This window comes from Vibrio sp. 378, assembly GCF_033339435.1.
The window spans coordinates 1-713 of the sequence record NZ_JAWOUO010000531.1 but is presented as its reverse complement, the minus strand read 5'-3'; the positions used below and the strand labels follow the sequence as shown (position 1 = coordinate 713).

The window sequence follows — 713 nt, the reverse complement described above, 5'->3', positions numbered from 1 at the left end:
TCAAGCGTAAGTTTAATCCCTCCTCCTTGGAGGAGGGCTGTTTCTTCGCCTTTCGGTATCCGTTTCATAGATTCAATAGACAAAGGCTTTCCACGCATCATTTCCGGGGGACAGGGAAGCGAGATGATGTCGACAGCAGTGGATGTCAGCGGGAAGCCTTTCTCTATTCAATCTTCAACTTTTAACTTTCAATTTTGAATAAGGACACATTCATGTCTACAGACTTTAAACCTGCTGAATTCGTGCAAACCATGATCAACGTTGGTGAAGCAAAAACCAATACAAGCACGCGCGATCTTCTGCTTCGTGGCACGATGGCCGGCATTATTTTGTCGTTAGCGGTAGTTGTCGCGATTACGGCGATGGTGCAAACGGGAATTGGCCTTGTGGGTGCACTTGTTTTCCCTGTTGGTTTTGTGATTCTTAGTGTGATGGGTTACGACCTAGTTACAGGTGTATTTGGTCTTGCGCCTTTGGCGAAGTTTGCAAACCGTCCGGGCATCACTTGGGGGCGTATTTTCCGTTGCTGGGGGCTGGTAGGTTTGGGTAACCTGATTGGTTCTCTGATTGTGGCTTACCTTGTGGCGATTTCTCTAACCGGTAACTTCTCTCTAGAACTCAACGCGGTAGCGAAGAAGTTTGTCGCTGTTTCTACCGCGCGTAGCCTTGGTTTTGAAAACATGGGTATGGACGGATGGATCACGTGTTTCGTA

General features: G+C 47.7%; 2 protein-coding genes. Both read left to right on the top strand.

Translation table 11 applies throughout. From position 1 onward, the window contains the following. On the top strand, window positions 1–198 hold a 198-nt coding region (locus R7Q48_RS27360; protein WP_318133404.1), incomplete at its 5' end, for a hypothetical protein. Between the two features lie 14 nt (window positions 199–212). Beyond that, a partial coding sequence (locus R7Q48_RS27355) for a formate/nitrite transporter family protein (RefSeq protein ID WP_318133403.1) occupies window positions 213–713 on the top strand: 501 nt, incomplete at its 3' end.